Annotated in this window: 14 protein-coding genes; 8 read left to right on the top strand and 6 right to left on the bottom strand. The window is 33.5% G+C overall.

Features of this window, described 5'->3' with window-relative positions:
* Positions 1 to 6: 6 nt before the first annotated feature.
* Positions 7 to 399, bottom strand: coding sequence for an RNA-binding S4 domain-containing protein (locus AC07XU_RS00505; RefSeq protein ID WP_494941674.1), 393 nt, complete (start codon positions 397 to 399; stop codon positions 7 to 9).
* Positions 400 to 543: 144 nt separating this feature from the next.
* On the opposite strand from AC07XU_RS00505, the gene AC07XU_RS00510 reads away from it, so the two are divergent.
* The 4 genes from AC07XU_RS00510 (at position 544) to AC07XU_RS00525 (ending at position 4,487) form a co-directional block, all read left to right on the top strand.
* The gene (locus AC07XU_RS00510; RefSeq protein WP_494941675.1) at positions 544 to 1,362 is read left to right on the top strand and encodes a 2,3,4,5-tetrahydropyridine-2,6-dicarboxylate N-succinyltransferase; all 819 of its coding nucleotides are present in this window, start codon (positions 544 to 546) and stop codon (positions 1,360 to 1,362) included.
* 63 nt (positions 1,363 to 1,425) lie between these two features.
* Complete coding sequence (locus AC07XU_RS00515; protein ID WP_494941676.1) at positions 1,426 to 2,544, top strand: glycosyltransferase family 4 protein; 1,119 nt, start codon at positions 1,426 to 1,428, stop codon at positions 2,542 to 2,544.
* A gap of 65 nt (positions 2,545 to 2,609) precedes the next feature.
* The gene (locus tag AC07XU_RS00520) at positions 2,610 to 3,491 is read left to right on the top strand and encodes a glycosyltransferase family protein (RefSeq protein WP_494941677.1); all 882 of its coding nucleotides are present in this window, start codon (positions 2,610 to 2,612) and stop codon (positions 3,489 to 3,491) included.
* A 3-nt stretch (positions 3,492 to 3,494) separates the two neighbouring features.
* The gene (locus tag AC07XU_RS00525) at positions 3,495 to 4,487 is read left to right on the top strand and encodes a glycosyltransferase family 2 protein (protein WP_494941678.1); all 993 of its coding nucleotides are present in this window, start codon (positions 3,495 to 3,497) and stop codon (positions 4,485 to 4,487) included.
* A 61-nt stretch (positions 4,488 to 4,548) separates the two neighbouring features.
* On the opposite strand, the gene AC07XU_RS00530 is transcribed toward AC07XU_RS00525, so the two are convergent.
* On the bottom strand, positions 4,549 to 5,112 hold the full coding sequence (locus AC07XU_RS00530; RefSeq protein WP_494941679.1) for a DUF4136 domain-containing protein: 564 nt from the start codon (positions 5,110 to 5,112) through the stop codon (positions 4,549 to 4,551).
* A gap of 200 nt (positions 5,113 to 5,312) precedes the next feature.
* Here AC07XU_RS00530 and AC07XU_RS00535 point away from each other — a divergent pair, with 200 nt between their 5' ends.
* The 4 genes from AC07XU_RS00535 to miaA all read left to right on the top strand — a co-directional run bounded on the left by AC07XU_RS00535 (position 5,313) and on the right by miaA (position 9,090).
* A complete protein-coding gene (locus AC07XU_RS00535) occupies positions 5,313 to 5,879 on the top strand; it encodes an L-threonylcarbamoyladenylate synthase (protein WP_494941680.1) in 567 nt (188 codons plus the stop codon).
* A gap of 137 nt (positions 5,880 to 6,016) precedes the next feature.
* On the top strand, positions 6,017 to 7,423 hold the full coding sequence (locus AC07XU_RS00540) for a CCA tRNA nucleotidyltransferase (protein ID WP_494941681.1): 1,407 nt from the start codon (positions 6,017 to 6,019) through the stop codon (positions 7,421 to 7,423).
* A gap of 60 nt (positions 7,424 to 7,483) precedes the next feature.
* Positions 7,484 to 8,131, top strand: a complete 648-nt coding sequence (locus AC07XU_RS00545; RefSeq protein ID WP_494941682.1) for an IS1096 element passenger TnpR family protein — start codon at positions 7,484 to 7,486, stop codon at positions 8,129 to 8,131.
* Between the two features lie 5 nt (positions 8,132 to 8,136).
* Positions 8,137 to 9,090 carry a tRNA (adenosine(37)-N6)-dimethylallyltransferase MiaA gene (gene miaA, locus AC07XU_RS00550; protein ID WP_494941683.1) on the top strand — a complete coding sequence of 318 codons (954 nt, stop codon included), beginning with the start codon at positions 8,137 to 8,139 and terminating at the stop codon, positions 9,088 to 9,090.
* On the opposite strand, the gene AC07XU_RS00555 is transcribed toward miaA, so the two are convergent.
* The 4 genes from AC07XU_RS00555 to AC07XU_RS00570 are packed head-to-tail and all read right to left on the bottom strand — an operon-like array spanning position 9,082 to position 13,397.
* Entirely contained in the window at positions 9,082 to 10,011 is a 930-nt protein-coding gene (locus tag AC07XU_RS00555) for a carbohydrate kinase family protein (protein ID WP_494941684.1), read from the bottom strand. The genes miaA and AC07XU_RS00555 overlap by 9 nt on opposite strands.
* The gene (locus AC07XU_RS00560) at positions 10,012 to 11,190 is read right to left on the bottom strand and encodes a glucosidase family protein (RefSeq protein ID WP_494941685.1); all 1,179 of its coding nucleotides are present in this window, start codon (positions 11,188 to 11,190) and stop codon (positions 10,012 to 10,014) included.
* 2 nt (positions 11,191 to 11,192) lie between these two features.
* Entirely contained in the window at positions 11,193 to 12,485 is a 1,293-nt protein-coding gene (locus tag AC07XU_RS00565) for an MFS transporter (protein ID WP_494941686.1), read from the bottom strand.
* A gap of 6 nt (positions 12,486 to 12,491) precedes the next feature.
* Entirely contained in the window at positions 12,492 to 13,397 is a 906-nt protein-coding gene (locus tag AC07XU_RS00570; RefSeq protein WP_494941687.1) for a GyrI-like domain-containing protein, read from the bottom strand.
* Between the last annotated feature and the right edge of the window lies 1 nt (position 13,398).

Raw genomic sequence — 13,398 nt, forward strand, 5'->3', positions numbered from 1 at the left:
CCGACTTTATTCAAACATCCCATCAATCAAATCATCGGTTTCTCTTCTATCTTTTTTAGTCGGCCTACCTGTACCCCTATCTCTTTTTAGCGTTGGAGCATGAAAAACAGATTTAAAAGCATGAGTTTCTTCTTCAGGTGTGATATCTTTATATTTAGTTACCGCAATTTTTGATTCAACTCTGTTGTATAAAAGTTCAACTACTTCAATCACCTTTTTTTCAATTCCTTTAGAAACTTGATAAACCTCTCCTACCTTAACAATGGCCGATGGTTTCAAATTTTGCCCGTTTAGTTTTACCCTACCCGCTTTGCATGCTTCAGTAGCTAAACTTCTTGTTTTAAATAACCTTATTGCCCACAAATATTTATCAATCCTTAATTTCTCTTTCTCGGTCATAACAATCAAAATTAGCAACAAAGTTGATTTTTTGAAATAAAATATAATTGTTAAGTTAGTTTGTTGCAATAAATCTACATTTAGTTGAGCCAAAACAATGTTGAATACATAAAATTGATTTATTTTGCATAAAATTTAAACATAATGATTGGAGAATTAAAAAAATTAATTGAAGACGCATGGGAAGATAGGTCGTTATTAGCCTATAATAACTACTGCGAGGCTATAGAAGAAGTTATACAAAGATTAGACAAGGGCGAATTACGTGTTGCTGAGCCTATTTTAAATAGTTGGGGTATAAATGAGTGGATTAAAAAAGCCGTGATTTTATATTTCCCAATCAAACAAATGAAAGAAATTAAAGTTGGTCCGTTTGTTTACCACGATAAAATGGAATTAAAAACCAACTATGAAGAGCAAGGTGTACGTGTTGTACCTATGGCAAGTGCTCGCTATGGCGCTTACTTGGCTAAAGGTGTAATCATGATGCCATCTTACGTAAATATTGGCGCCTATGTTGATGAAAGTACAATGGTTGATACTTGGGCTACTGTAGGCTCTTGTGCACAAATTGGTAAACGTGTTCACTTAAGTGGTGGTGTTGGTATTGGTGGCGTTTTAGAACCAGTGCAAGCTGCTCCAGTAATTATTGAAGACGATTGCTTTTTAGGATCGAGAGCTATTGTTGTAGAAGGCGTAAAAGTAGAGAGAGAAGCCGTTTTAGGTGCAAATGTTGTTTTAACTGCATCAACTAAAATTATTGATGTAACTGGCGAAACTCCAATAGAATATAAAGGTGTAGTACCTGCTCGCTCGGTAGTAATTCCTGGTTCATATACTAAAAAATTTCCTGCCGGAGATTTTCAAGTACCATGTGCCTTAATTATTGGTCAGCGTAAAGAATCTACTGATAAAAAAACTTCTCTTAATGATGCATTGAGAGAGAATAATGTAGCTGTATAATTCTGTTGTAAAGTTGGAATGTTTAAATGTTTCAATGTTCCAACTTTACAACATTTTAACAATATGAAAATAGGTTTCGATGGCAAACGTGCTGCAAACAACTTTACCGGGCTAGGTAATTATAGCAGATCATTAATTGAGCACTTAGCAAATGGTTTCCCTCAAAACCAATATTTCATTTATACGCCAAAGGCGAAAGAAAACATCATCGGCCTCTCTATTTTTAAAAGAGAAAATGTTTTTCTTAAACTGCCCGAAAAAGCAAAATTTTTATGGCGAAGTTTCGGTGTTAAAAGTCAATTATTAAAAGATAAGATTGAACTTTATCATGGTTTGAGTTATGAAATCCCCTTTGGGTTAAAAAAAACCGAAATTAGAAGTGTAGTAACCATACACGATTTAATATTTCTACGTAAGCCACAGTATTACAAGCCAATTGATAGATTAATTTACGATTATAAAAGTAAATATGCTTGTAAAAATGCTGATCAAATTATTGCCATTAGCGAAAAAACAAAGCAAGATATCATTGAGCTTTACAACATCAGCCCTGCTAAAATTGAGGTAATTTACCAAAGTTGCGATGATAGTTTTAAGGTTGCTGTTTCTGCATCTCAAAAAGATCAAGTTAGGCTAAAGTACACGCTACCAGAAAACTATCTACTAAGCGTTGGCACTATTGAAGCTCGTAAAAACATTTTGACTATTGTTAGGGCAATGCCGAAAATTAACTCCAACTTTAAATTAATAATTATTGGCAAAGAAAAACCTTATGCCAAAAAAGTTAAACTAGAAATTGAAAGATTAGGGCTGCTTGATCGAGTTATATTTCTAAAAGATATTCCATTTAACGACTTGCCGAGTATTTACCAAATGGCGAGTTTATTTGTACTTCCATCGTACTACGAAGGTTTCGGTATCCCAATAATTGAGGCTTTATATAGCCAAGTACCAGTAGTTGCTGCAAATGGTTCTTGCTTAGAAGAAGCTGGTGGACCAAACAGTTTATATGTTGATGCAGATGATTTTGAAGGCTTTGCAAATGCGATTAATGGTGTTTTAAATAACAAAGCCCTACAGCAGTTGATGAAGGAAAAAGGACTACAATATGTACAAAAGTTTAATAATGAAGTGATAAATGATCATTTAATGGCTTGCTACAGCAAAACTTTAACCATTTAACTTAAATTACATACCTTCGTGGTTATTCAATTTAGTAAAAAATAACTGATATTTTATCATCCTTAATGAAAGTAGCTGGCTTTACATTTATTAGAAATGCCATTCAAAATGATTATTCAATCGTTGAGGCAATAACTTCTATTCTTCCTATTTGCGATGAATTTATTGTTGCCCATGGTAATTCTGATGACGAGACACTACATTTAATTGAACAAATTGGTTCTCCGAAAATTAAAATTATACAAACTATTTGGGATGATACGGCTAGAGAAGGTGGAAGAGTATTTGCATTAGAAACTGATAAGGCATTTAAGGCAATTAGTAGTGATGTAGATTGGGCATTTTATATTCAGGGTGATGAATGCGTTCACGAAAAATATTTAGAAAGCATTAAAAACGAAATGCAAAACTGCTTAAATAGCCCCAAAATAGAGGGTTTGTTATTTAACTATAAACATTTTTATGGCTCGTATGATTTTTTCGCTCATTCGAGAAGATGGTACCGCAGAGAGGTAAGAATTATCCGAAATTTACCAGGCGTACATTCTTACCGAGACGCACAAGGATTTAGAATTGATAATCGCAAAATCAAGGTTAAACATATTGCCGCATATATTTACCATTATGGCTGGGTTAAACCACCAACTGGCTTAAATAATAAGGTTAGAAATTTCAATCAGTTCTATACCACAGATGATCAATGGATTGAAGATACCTATCCTGAGTTTGCAGAATTTGATTATCAAAATGCCGATCAGCTCTTTAAATTTGAAGATAGTCACCCTCTAGTAATGCAAAACCGCATTGATAAGAGCAATTGGAAATTTAACTTCGACCCTACGCAAACGCAAAAAAAATTACCTTTTAGAAGAAAATTATTAGCTTGGATTGAGGACAAAACGGGGATAAGACTATTTGAATATAAAAACTACAAAATAATTGAATAGCGAATGGCTAATAAAGAGCTCAGTATTTCAGTAATATTGCCTAACTACAATGGTAAGCATCTGCTAGAAATGTATTTACCCAGTACAGTTGATGCCTTAATTTGCAGCAATGTTAGTTATGAAATCATTGTTATAGACGATTGCTCTGCCGACGAATCTATATCTTTTATCCAAAATAATTACCCTGATATCATTTTATTAAAAAATGAAAAAAATAGTGGTTTTTCTTACACCTGTAACAGAGGAATTGCTGTTGCTACAAAAGATTTGGTTTTACTGCTTAACACCGATGTTAAACTAACTGCAAACTATTTCGAACAACAATTTAAGTATTTCGATAAAGAAGATACTTTTGGAGTAATGGGCAGAATAATGAGCATGGATGGCAATAGAATTGAAGATGCAGCTCGATTACCCTATTTTAAAGGATCAAAATTTAAAGCAAATAAATTCTATTTCATAACTGATCAGGATCACAGAACACTTACGTGTTATTTGTCTGGAGCAAATGCTTTGGTTAAAAGAGAAAAACTTTTATTGCTAAATGGCTTCGACGAAATTTATTCTCCTTTTTATTTTGAAGATTTCGATTTGGGATTAAGGGCTTGGCGTTTAGGTTGGAGATTGTACTATGAGCACGAAGCTGTTTGCCATCATCAAATAAGTTCTTCGACCAATAAATTAAATCAATCTAATTTTGTCCAAATTACTTACAACAGAAATAGTTTTATCCTACAAAGTATTCATTTGCAAGGTTTAAAGCGCCTCACTTGGCATGTACAATTATTTACAATAACCTTAATTGGACATGTTGTTAAAGGACAGTTTTGGATATTTAAAAGCTTAGCTGGGTTTTTAACTAAAAAGGAGGAAATTCAAATTTCTCGAAAAAACATTAAAACAATACAGGAGAAACTTGGTGTTAGCTATAATTTAAATAACGTCGTTACCGCAATTAGAAAGTCGATAATAGGGAAAAAAATAAATTGGCTTTAGTTGCAAATAAAAAAGCTGCCAAATGAATTTAGCAGCTCTTTCTATTAATTAATTTTCTATTCTACTTTGCAGTTGTAGTTACACTTGGGTATTGTTTTAAGATTTCTCCAACACCTTGCTGTAAACGCTCTTCTCTTTTTGCGAAGTTATCTAAATTAAAGCCAGCGCCTCTTCCGTGCCAAAACAAAATTTTCTTAGCAGGATCTAGAAAATCGATGATGATAGTTCCTTCACTATATTGATTTACATAAGCAGGGCCACCCCACGGACCACCCCAGCCCCAGCCCCATCTTCCACCCCAACCCCAACCAAGGCCACCATAAAATCCTGAGTCATAAATATCAGCTCTTTCTCTGGCTACAACAACCAAATTTACCAACATGTCTGGTTTATCAGTTTTAACAAAACCTTTTAAATTCATTTCAGCCTCAACAGCTGCCATCAATCTTCTTTTGTCTAAGTTGTTAAGTCTAATTTTTTCTAAACCCTTGTCGTAAAAGTTGTAAGTTTTGTAAACACTTAAATTTACATCTTTGTCAACATCAGAAACAGTACGTAAACTACTGCAGCCAACAAATGCTATCCCTATCGTAAATAGCATTAATAATTTAATTAAATTTTTCATTTTGTGTGTATTTATATTTGATTAACCTTATATAAAAATAGTAAATAATCATTTCATTTATAATGATTTATACGTAATTTTTTCACCTCAACTCTGTTATTATACAAACGATTAACAAATCAATTTAGTTTTTGGATATAGCCGCCGGTTTTAACATATTACTAAAATTTAACATTCACTCAAAATCATTAACTTTGTATATGCTAAAAGACGAAGTGAATAAGGCTCTAGAAGTATTAAAAGATGGTGGTGTGATCCTATATCCAACTGACACCGTTTGGGGTTTAGGGTGTGACGCAACAAATGAAGAAGCGGTATCAAAAGTGAACAACATTAAAGGCCGCGGGGCGGATAAAAGCCTTATTGTGTTATTAGATACTGACAATAAACTGCAAAGCTATGTTACAGAAATACCGGAGGTAGCTTATCAGTTAATTGAGTATGCAGAAAACCCCATGACTATAATTTTCTCGGGAGCCAAAAATTTAGCGAAAAATGTAATTAATAGTGATGGAACTGTAGGCATAAGAATTGTTAAGAATGATTTTTGCGAACAATTGCTTCAGCGTTTTAGAAAACCTATTGTTTCTACATCAGCAAATATTAGTGGGCAACCCACACCAAAATTTTTTGATGAAATAAGTGAAGATGTAAAAGATGCTGTAGATTATGTAGTTGACTACAATCAGGAAGATAGAACTGAAAAAAAACCATCTACAATTATCAAACTTGGTCCTTCTGGGCAATTTGAATTGATTCGTAAGTAAACTAATGTGGCTTTTTATTCATTATTAAATTAAATAAGCACCAATAGTTTTATTAATTTTAGCCATTCTTTGTCATTCTGAACTCTCGAAAAATCTCTGAAAAGGATGCTTCGCCCTTCATGACAAAATATACAAATATGCAGCATCACCTATCCAATCCTATATTTAATGTTTTAGCATCAATTGCTAGGCAATCAGAAACTCAAGCCTTTGTAATTGGCGGTTTTGTTCGCGATCTATTTTTGCAACGACCATCAAAAGATATTGATATTGTAATATTAGGTAACGGAATTGAATTTGCCGAAAAAGTGGGCGAGCAATTAAAAACCAAAGTTGCGGTTTTTAAAAATTTCGGCACTGCCATGCTCAAGTATAAAGATCTAGAAATCGAATTTGTTGGCGCAAGAAAAGAATCGTATCGAGCAAACTCTAGAAAACCAATTGTAGAAGATGGCACTTTAGAAGACGACCAACTAAGAAGAGACTTTACCATAAATGCCCTGGCTATATCGCTTAACCACGAAAACTATGGCCATTTAGTTGATCCATTTAATGGGTTAACAGATTTAGAAAATAAATTTATTCGCACTCCTTTAGATCCAAAAATAACTTTTTCTGATGATCCTTTAAGAATGATGCGAGCTATCCGCTTTGCTACACAATTAGAGTTTGAGATTGATAAGGATGCAATTGAAGCAATTGCTGCTCAAAAACAAAGGATTAGCATTGTATCTAAAGAACGAATTACGGATGAACTAAACAAAATCATCCTTTCCAAAACCCCATCAATAGGATTTAGACACTTATTTGATACAGGTTTATTGCATATCATTTTTCCGCAGATGGCCAACTTATACGGAGTTGATATCATTAAAGGAAAAGGACATAAGGATAATTTTTACCACACGCTACAGGTTTTAGATAATATTTGTAAAACTACCGACGACCTTTGGTTACGTTGGGCAGCTATTTTACATGATATTGCGAAGCCTGCTACCAAAAGATTTGAAGAAGGACATGGCTGGACATTTCATGGACATGAGGACAAAGGCGCAAGAATGGTTCCGCAAATATTTGCTCAGCTAAAACTTCCGTTGAATGAAAAAATGAAATTTGTGCAAAAACTTGTGCAACTACACTTAAGACCGATAGTTTTAGCACAAGAACAAGTAACAGACTCTGCAGTCCGAAGGTTACTTTTTGAAGCAGGCGAAGAAATAGAAAGCCTAATGCTTCTATGCAATGCTGATGTAACTACCAAAAATGAATACAAAATTAAAAAATACCGTAATAATTTTGAGTTGGTTAAGCAAAAGCTAAAAGATGTGGAAGAGCGTGATCAATTACGCAATTGGCAACCACCAATTTCTGGTAATGATATTATGGAAGCATTTGGTTTAACCGCGGGTAAAGAAGTTGGAATTTTAAAAAACGCTATAAGAGAGGCTATTCTAGAGGGCGAAATAAAAAACGATTTCAACGAGGCATTTAATTTTATGTTAAATAAAGCCAAACAATTAGGTTTAAATCAGGTTACAAAGTAATCCAAAGGGCAAATTTTATTTTTTATTTCTTAATTTTACACACAGAAACAGAACAGCGCAATGGCAATTTATAGATTTAGAATTTCGTTTGAAGATTTTGATGAAGTTAACAGAGAAATCGACATCAAAACAAACCAAACTTTTGAGGATTTACACAGGGCATTTCACCGCTCAACAGGATATAATGCAGATAAATCATCATCATTTTATGTAAGCACAGATAACTGGATTAAGGGTGACGAAATAGCCATTTTGCCAAATCAAAGAAAAATTGATAATGGTGTTGCGCTGATGGAGAATTCAAAATTGAGTAACTTCATCGAAGATCCACATCAAAAATTTTACTATATCTACGATTTCGAACGTCCATTTGATTTTCATGTAGAGCTCATAAAAATTATCTTAGAAAATGATCCGAACATCGAATATCCATATTTGGTTAAAAGTGTTGGTGAAGCCCCAAAAATTATCGATAAAAACAATATTGGTAGCTTTACCGGTAGTGCTGTTGCTGCTTCTTCAGACTTCGATTTTTTAAATGAGATGGATTTTGTGCCAGAAGATACAGAGGAATTAGAAGCGATGGGTGGTAGAGGAATAATGGCCGAAGAAGTTGACGAAGAGGATGAAGATGTAGAAAAAGATGAATTTGCAGATGGAGACGATTTTGCAGATGAAGAATACGGAAGCGAAAAAGAAGACTATTAATTAAAATGGAAAATGTAAGAGGGATGAAGGAAAATGGGACTACTGAAATCCAACAATCTTACAATCCTAAAACTCTAATTGTTATAGTTGGCCCAACGGCTATTGGTAAAACTGCGTTAGCAATTCAATTAGCGCAGTTTTATAAAACAGAAATTATCTCTGCTGATTCAAGGCAATTTTTTAAAGAAATGAATATTGGTACAGCCAAACCTTCGCAAGAAGAACTGGCAGCTGCTCCACATCATTTTATCGATTCTCATTCTGTAAAAACCCTATTTAGTGTTGGCGATTTTGAAGTAGAGGCATTAAAGCTAATTGATCAATTATTCTTAAAAAACGATGCTTTAATTATGGTTGGAGGATCAGGATTATACATTGATGCGGTTTGCAAGGGATTAGATGAATTACCTGAAATAGATTTAAATATTCGTGAGCAATTAAATCAACAATTGGCAATTTATGGAATTGATGTTATTAAAAGTCAATTGCAAGCTTTAGATCCAGCGTATTTTGCTAAAGTTGATCAATCAAATCCGCAGCGAATGATTAGAGGCTTAGAAGTTGTGCTTTCTTCTGGAAAAAAACTAAGTTCTTTTTTAACCGCAAAAAAGAAAGATAGACCTTTTAAGGTCATTAAAATTGGATTGAACACCGAGCGAAGTTTATTATATGATAAAATAAACCAGCGTGTTGATTTAATGATAGACGCTGGTTTATTGGAAGAAGTTGAAAATTTACAAAACTATCGCAATTTCAATGCGTTAAATACAGTTGGTTATACTGAGCTATTCGATTTTATAGATGGAAAAACAGATTTAGCCTCCGCTGTCGCGATGATTAAACAAAATACGCGTCGCTTTGCCAAAAGACAGCTCACCTGGTTTAGGAGAGATGAAAATATGGCTTGGTTTGAGCCAAAACAATTTCAAGAAATATTAGCTTATCTCAAATTAGCTTAACAAAAGGCTCTTCATATCAATATCTTCACTTAATGGCCCTAAATTACTTAGTTTAATTGCGGCTATTTTTTGTGCAATAGTAATACTGTTGCTTAAACTTTCTTCATTAATGTAACCATATAAAAATCCAGTCCAAAATGCATCTCCTGCACCAGTTGTATCTTTTATATCGTCAATTTGTAATGCTGGCTGCTTAAAAATACCTGTTAATTTGTCTGATAAAGTTACACCATCTTTTCCTTTAGTTAGACAGACTATTTGTGCTCCCAAATCATGAAAATAATTAAAAATTTCATCTTCGGTAAGATGCTCACCAAATAAGCGAAAACAATCATCACTACTTAATTTTACCAAAGGATTATAGCGCATATATTTGGCTATAATAGTTGTAGCGATTTCCTTGTCAGGCCAAATTTTTTCAGAATAATTTAAATCAATACTCAATTTTAAACCATGTTTGTGTGCCAACATTGCCATTTCTAAAATTGTTTCTCTAGCAGGTTTTAAACTTAAAGCAAAACAGGTAGTGTGTAATATTTTCGCCTTAACCATTAGCTCTTCCGGCAATTGCGATTTAATAATTTGGCCATCCGCAGCTCTAAAAGGTATAAAATCGGGTGTTTCACTTCCTTTAGAGATAAGCATAATAGAGGTTGGGAGTTCGCTGTCACGATTAATTTGGGTAGTAATTACGTTGCTTTCATTTAAAGCCTCTATAATGTAATCTCCTAATCCATCGGCTCCACAAGTTGCTACTAATGCGGTTTTTAGGCCTAAAAGGGATGCATTTATTGCAACATTGGTTGGCGAACCGCCTAAATACCTATGATAATCTGTTAATTTACTGATTTTTGAATTTGGTTGATGTCCAATAAAATCAATTAGGACTTCTCCTATACTAATAATGTCTATACTTTTCAATTACAATAGGGGTTTATATTTATTATTTAATGATTGATGTACCAAAACGGTGGCAGCAGCGCTCCAAGAGCAATATGGTACACCATTAACTTGTTTAGTTTCTGTATTAAAATTTTCAAAAAAAGAAAAATCGTTAATGGCATTTGCCTCATTTAAAGCGTTTAAAATTTCATTCGCTTTATCACTTTCATTTTTAAGCTGAAGCGCTAATCCAAAAAATCCATTCACCATTGGCCAACTTCCACCGTTATGAAATTCATAAGGAAAGTTTCGAAATTCGTACTTGCAATTGTCTTTTAGCAAGTACCAATGAGGGTCAGTTTCAAAAATTGGAGGCCAAAATGCAGGTAGCATTTTTAGCGCTGTACTTTTTGATAAGTTAAAAGCATAATTTAGGCTTTGCTGCTGAAAATCAGCATCACCAATGTTTAACATTAATGCTAAAGAAGTTGCAAATGCATCAAACTCTGTTTTATATCCCGCTGGTGAGAAAGAACATGGCATAAATTTATCGAACACCAGTTTATTATAAGCATTCTGATGGTATTTTTCGCCAGCATTGTTTGGTGTATAATTAATTTTTATTTGGCTAGTTACTTGTAATTCTTTCTGCGCTATATAATCATCTTTGATAAAATATTTTAGACATCTTAAAGCCCAAACACGCAACAATTGATCATATAACACGTAACCATCAGTAATATATTCATCGGCCCAATTACCAGATAAAGGCACGTATAAAAGGTGTTTATTGTTAAATTCCCAAGCTTCTAATAATGATAAACATTTATTGATATTCGGCAAGTATTGTGTTACGAAACTAGGTTCATTCTGATGATAGGCATATTGACAAATACCAATTAAAAACCAATTTACTGCATCTACCCTGCCAGCTAAACCGCCATAGCTAACATCATATTTATCTGTTATAATGCTAACATTAGAAGGGATTGTGCCATTTTGGTGTTGGTTTTTTGCAAGTGTTTGTAGTGTATTTTTAAACCCGTTGATCAAGGTTTCATCAGCAGAGGCAAGTGCTGCCAAACCACAAATTACACCATCACGTGCCCACACTCTATTGTAATTTGATAAATTTTCACTGCTCGCTAAAAAACCATCTGTTGTGGTTACCTTTTTTAAAAGATCAATGGCCTTGTTGTAACATAAATCTAATTCCATAACTAACTAAATGTCTTTTTAGGTTTAATGAATAGGGTGCAAACAGAAGCCATTAATAACAAAACACCTGCAAAATTTACAGCTAACCTTGCATCATTATGTAAAAAATGTTTAAGTATAAAGCCAAAAGATAGGTTTTGAATAATCATAGGGATAACAATCATCATATTTATAATGCCCATGTAAACACCATACCTTTCTTTAGGGATTTCGGAAACAACCATTAAATAAGGAATGCCCATAATACTAGCCCAGCCTATGCCATAGCCTATTATGGGTAGAAAAAGCACAAATTTATTAGTAATTAAAGGGAAAGCCAAAAACGAAATTCCAGTTAACAATAAGCAAACCATATGAACAATATTTGGGCCGATTTTTTTTGAGAGCCTGGCCAAATAAAAGGCAATGGAGAAAGTTACAACAAATCCAAATGCACCAATTAATCCGCTCCAACCCACTGCTTCTTCATAAAGTAAAGTATTTTTTGGGGTGGTATTCCATACTGATAAAGCAATGCTTTTTGAATTGTTTTGCCAATAACACATTAGAGCGAACCATTGAAAGAAATAAACTAGAAATAGTTGCCACATTACTTTCGGCATTTCCAAAACGGCCTCCCATATTTCTGTTATTGGAGTGAGGTAACTAAATTTCTTTTCTCTTAACGTTTTTATTTCTTCTTCTGTAGGAGGAATTTCTGGAGTAGTTTTAACGCTCCATAATACTGATGCAATAGACAAAACTGCACCAAGAAAAAACGAAGCATAAACCCAATTTGGCAACGATCCTGTTTTACCTATAAATATTAATGGAAAAATAAACAGAGAGATATAAGAAAGAAATTGGCCAAAGCCCGTAAAAAAACTCTGCATTTGAAAGCCAATGGGTTGTTGTTCTTCATCTAGCTTATCAGCAACAAAAGCTCTATAAGGTTCCATTGCTGTATTATTTCCAACATCTAAAATCCATAACAACCCTGCAGCCATCCATAAAGCACTGCTAAAAGGAAATGCAAAAAGCGCTAAACTACAAAGTATTGCTCCTACCAAAAAATAGGGTTTTCTGCGTCCCCATTTTGGATGCCAAGTCTTATCACTTAAGGCACCAATAAGTGGCTGAACTAACAAACCAGTAACAGGTCCTGCCAGATTAAGGATAGGAATTTGATCTGGAGAAGCCCCCAAAAAATCGTAAATGGGATTTACTGCACTTTGCTGCAGGCCAAAACTATATTGAATGCCGAAAAATCCAACATTCATATTTAAGATTTGCCAAAAGCTTAATTTAATTTTCATAAGGCGTTATTTAGTAAAAGGTATGATGATTTTAGTTTCCCAACTTAATTCATCCCCACCGTTAAATGGATTGGCAAAAAAATGTTCAATAGGTTTGTTGTTTATTTGGATATTATTACGTTCTGCATAGTCAATCAATGCAAACCAAGCTCTATCTGAAGTGCGGTAATTACCATGATAAATAGCTTCCAAGCCTTTTTGGGCTGGTAAATATTTAAATCTTATATTTTTATCTTCAATTTCAGGCTGTGTTTCGTCGATAGGAAAACAATAATTAAAATTTAATTTTTCTGTTTTTTGATCCCAATTTAAAACTTCGAGATAAGGAGTACCCTTAATTTTAATTTTGTTACGATGCAAAAATTCGGTTATGATGGCATCATTACCAATCATTGTTTGTGCTTTTTCTTGTTGTATACTTTGTAGGTTAATGTAAGCAACCCTAACTTTTGTAAAACTGCGTTCGCCAATTACTTTTACATTAAACTTTGCTAAATGGCGATTTAGCTCATCTCTAAAATCTTTAACAAATTGTAATTGTTGCTTCTTAAAATCTGTGTTAAAAAATGGAACCGTAAGGCGATTGTAGATGCTTCTGTTTTTTTCGGTAATATTTACGGTAACCGTAGTTAATGAATCATTTATAGATTTAAAATTCCACTCATAGATAAAACCAGTTTCATCTTTATCCACTTCTACTTCAATTAGTTTATATTTTTCTTGAGTAATTAATTTTGTTTGCTGTTTTTTAGACAACACTGCAGTCATTTCTTGCACGCCTTGAAAAACAGTACCAGTTGACGTTTTAACGTTAAAAAATACCTGAAAATCACTTTCCTTTAGAAAAAGATACCATGTTAAAAACAGTACAATAATTAACAAAAGGCCAATAAGATATTTTTTATCTTTCATA

The organism is Pedobacter sp. GW456-11-11-14-TSB4, from assembly GCF_059424425.1.

What these genes read in the sequence shown, in the direction of transcription:
- AC07XU_RS00505 (WP_494941674.1), bottom strand. Translation starts at nt 399, where the DNA reads ATGACCGAGAAAGAGAAATTAAGGATTGATAAATATTTGTGGGCAATA.
- AC07XU_RS00510 (WP_494941675.1), top strand. Translation starts at nt 544, where the DNA reads ATGATTGGAGAATTAAAAAAATTAATTGAAGACGCATGGGAAGATAGG.
- AC07XU_RS00515 (WP_494941676.1), top strand. Translation starts at nt 1,426, where the DNA reads ATGAAAATAGGTTTCGATGGCAAACGTGCTGCAAACAACTTTACCGGG.
- AC07XU_RS00520 (WP_494941677.1), top strand. Translation starts at nt 2,610, where the DNA reads ATGAAAGTAGCTGGCTTTACATTTATTAGAAATGCCATTCAAAATGAT.
- AC07XU_RS00525 (WP_494941678.1), top strand. Translation starts at nt 3,495, where the DNA reads ATGGCTAATAAAGAGCTCAGTATTTCAGTAATATTGCCTAACTACAAT.
- AC07XU_RS00530 (WP_494941679.1), bottom strand. Translation starts at nt 5,112, where the DNA reads ATGAAAAATTTAATTAAATTATTAATGCTATTTACGATAGGGATAGCA.
- AC07XU_RS00535 (WP_494941680.1), top strand. Translation starts at nt 5,313, where the DNA reads ATGCTAAAAGACGAAGTGAATAAGGCTCTAGAAGTATTAAAAGATGGT.
- AC07XU_RS00540 (WP_494941681.1), top strand. Translation starts at nt 6,017, where the DNA reads ATGCAGCATCACCTATCCAATCCTATATTTAATGTTTTAGCATCAATT.
- AC07XU_RS00545 (WP_494941682.1), top strand. Translation starts at nt 7,484, where the DNA reads ATGGCAATTTATAGATTTAGAATTTCGTTTGAAGATTTTGATGAAGTT.
- miaA (WP_494941683.1), top strand. Translation starts at nt 8,137, where the DNA reads ATGGAAAATGTAAGAGGGATGAAGGAAAATGGGACTACTGAAATCCAA.
- AC07XU_RS00560 (WP_494941685.1), bottom strand. Translation starts at nt 11,190, where the DNA reads ATGGAATTAGATTTATGTTACAACAAGGCCATTGATCTTTTAAAAAAG.
- AC07XU_RS00565 (WP_494941686.1), bottom strand. Translation starts at nt 12,485, where the DNA reads ATGAAAATTAAATTAAGCTTTTGGCAAATCTTAAATATGAATGTTGGA.
- AC07XU_RS00570 (WP_494941687.1), bottom strand. Translation starts at nt 13,397, where the DNA reads ATGAAAGATAAAAAATATCTTATTGGCCTTTTGTTAATTATTGTACTG.